The sequence below is a fragment of the Zhongshania sp. genome (assembly GCF_041584495.1).
Lineage (GTDB): Bacteria > Pseudomonadota > Gammaproteobacteria > Pseudomonadales > Spongiibacteraceae > Spongiibacter.
The window spans coordinates 1-2109 of record NZ_JBFHDY010000252.1 but is presented as its reverse complement, the minus strand read 5'-3'; the positions used below and the strand labels follow the sequence as shown (position 1 = coordinate 2109).

Below are 2109 nucleotides of genomic sequence, written 5' to 3'. Positions count from 1 at the left end.
GTATTATATAGACCTTAGCCTCAGTAGCAAGTAGTTTTTTAAACTTTCTTACCACCCCAACTGCTTAAACAAATCGCGTTCCGCACCTCGGTGAAGTCCGCCTCAGCAGTTGAGGAGGCGCATTATAGACACGCCAGCTTAGGAGTCAACGAGTTTCGCAAATTTTCTTTAACCGGGGGTAAAAGAGCAGCAAAATAAGGGTGCCATACAAGGCGGCATCAAAGTAACTTGAGCGCACCTGCCAAAAAACATGCACCCAGGCAAGGATCGCGACAACGTAAATCAGCTTATGGAGCTTGCGCCAGTTACGACCCAACGCACGCACAGCCCTATTGTTTGACGTGACACCTAGGGGCAGCATAAACAGCCACGCTAAAAAGCCAGCAACTATGTAAGGGCGCTCAAGCAACTCTTCTTGAGCGATTTGCCAATCCCAAGCAAACAGATAGGTAAGTACGACCAAGAAATGCAGGTTGACGTAGAACCACGCATATAAGCCAAGCATGCGCCGATAACGCAACAGCGCTGGCATATTCAGCCATTGTCGCAGCGGCGTAATCGCGAGGATCAAAATTAATATGCGAATCGACCACTCACCCGTTAAGAGTATTAGAGCTTTGACTGGGTCGGTTCCTAGGCTTTCACTGAGCGCCGCCCAAACAATATAAGCAAACGGCAGCAGACAAAGAATATGCAGGACGGGTTTCGCCCAAGGCACCCCTGAGACAGCTTGTTTTGACATTAGTAGTTGCGCCGCAGGTCCATGCCTTTATATAGCCTCGCCACCTGTTCACCATAGCCATTGAACATCTGGGTTTCAATTCGATTTGGCCGCAACAAACTACCAGGCAGGCGTCGCTCATAGCGCTGAGTCCAGCGCGGGTGATCCACCTCTGGATTCACATTGGCGTAAAAGCCGTATTCATTTGGCGCTATACGCTCCCAGCTGGTCTCGGGTTTGCGCGAGGTTAAGCGAATTTTCACGATGGACTTGATACTTTTAAAACCGTATTTCCATGGCACTACCAACCGAATTGGCGCGCCGTTTTGATTTGGCAAAACCTTGCCATACATCCCCACACTCATAAACGCCAGGGGATGCACGGCCTCATCTATCCGCAAGCCTTCTTTATAAGGCCAGTCGATGGTACTAAATGCCGAGCGCTGGCCGCGCATCTCATCGCGACGGACCAGCGTTGTAAACTCCACGTATTTAGCATTCGAGTTAGGCTCAAACATTTTCAGCAAATCCGCCAGCGGAAAGCCGACCCAGGGAATAACCATCGACCAAGCTTCGACACAACGCAAGCGGTAGATGCGCTCCTCTAAGCTCATGAGCTTCATTATATCTTCGAGGGGGTATTTACCGGGTTTGGCAACCTCACCCTCTACCGATACCGACCACGGATCGGTGGTCAGCGCGTCGGCATAGCGCGCCGGATCAGATTTATCGGTACCAAATTCGTAGAAGTTGTTATACGTGCTGGCATCATTAAATGACGCCACTTTCTCTTCGGTATAGAACGGATTGTCAGCCTTAGCAACAACTGATTGATAATTGAGGGTAGCCAATTCCGGCTTAGCCGCAGCACTGCTCAGCGGTAAACCCAAACCCGCCATCGCCGCGCCGACGCCAATACCGTGCATGAACTGACGGCGCTGGAGATACACACCCTCTGGGGTAATCTCACTGCTGGGGATATCTGAGGGTGAACGGATTAGCATGGCGCAAACTCCCTAAAGAATGATGCATTCTCTTTAGATGCGCCAGCTACCGCAATGTTACAGCTGACTCATTTAAAGCGACGATAGATAGCTTGTACGGGGCCCGACAGCGCATAGATCAATGCCGCCGCCAGTAAGACTCGAGCCGGATCCACCGACACAAGGCCAAAGATCAACACGACAGCAATCATTACGACAAATGGCACCCGACCACGGAAGTCGATACCTTTAAAGCTGCTATAGCGCACATTCAAGATCATTAATATGCCGCAGGCGGCCATGAGAATTCCGGCAAACACCTCAAGCTCAAAATGCACACCCTTCTCTACCCAACCCTCTTCGGCGCAAACCCACACCAAGCCCGCCATGACCGCCGCCGCAGCG

2 protein-coding genes and 1 pseudogene are annotated in these 2109 nt (G+C 51.2%); all 3 read right to left on the bottom strand.

Going from position 1 to position 2109, the window contains the following annotated elements; all coding sequences use genetic code 11:
- Positions 1-145: 145 nt before the first annotated feature.
- Complete coding sequence (locus ABYP33_RS18815) at positions 146-742, bottom strand: sulfite oxidase heme-binding subunit YedZ (RefSeq protein ID WP_373092851.1); 597 nt, start codon at positions 740-742, stop codon at positions 146-148.
- Positions 742-1725 (bottom strand): protein-methionine-sulfoxide reductase catalytic subunit MsrP, encoded by a 984-nt coding sequence (gene msrP, locus ABYP33_RS18810; protein ID WP_373092849.1) that lies wholly within the window; start codon positions 1723-1725, stop codon positions 742-744. Before msrP ends, ABYP33_RS18815 begins: the two co-directional genes overlap by 1 nt.
- Positions 1726-1793: 68 nt before the next feature.
- Positions 1794-2109, bottom strand: a pseudogene (locus ABYP33_RS18805) (CDP-diacylglycerol--serine O-phosphatidyltransferase); the annotation flags it as partial.

What these genes read in the sequence shown, in the direction of transcription:
- ABYP33_RS18815 (WP_373092851.1), bottom strand. Translation starts at nt 742, where the DNA reads ATGTCAAAACAAGCTGTCTCAGGGGTGCCTTGGGCGAAACCCGTCCTG.
- msrP (WP_373092849.1), bottom strand. Translation starts at nt 1,725, where the DNA reads ATGCTAATCCGTTCACCCTCAGATATCCCCAGCAGTGAGATTACCCCA.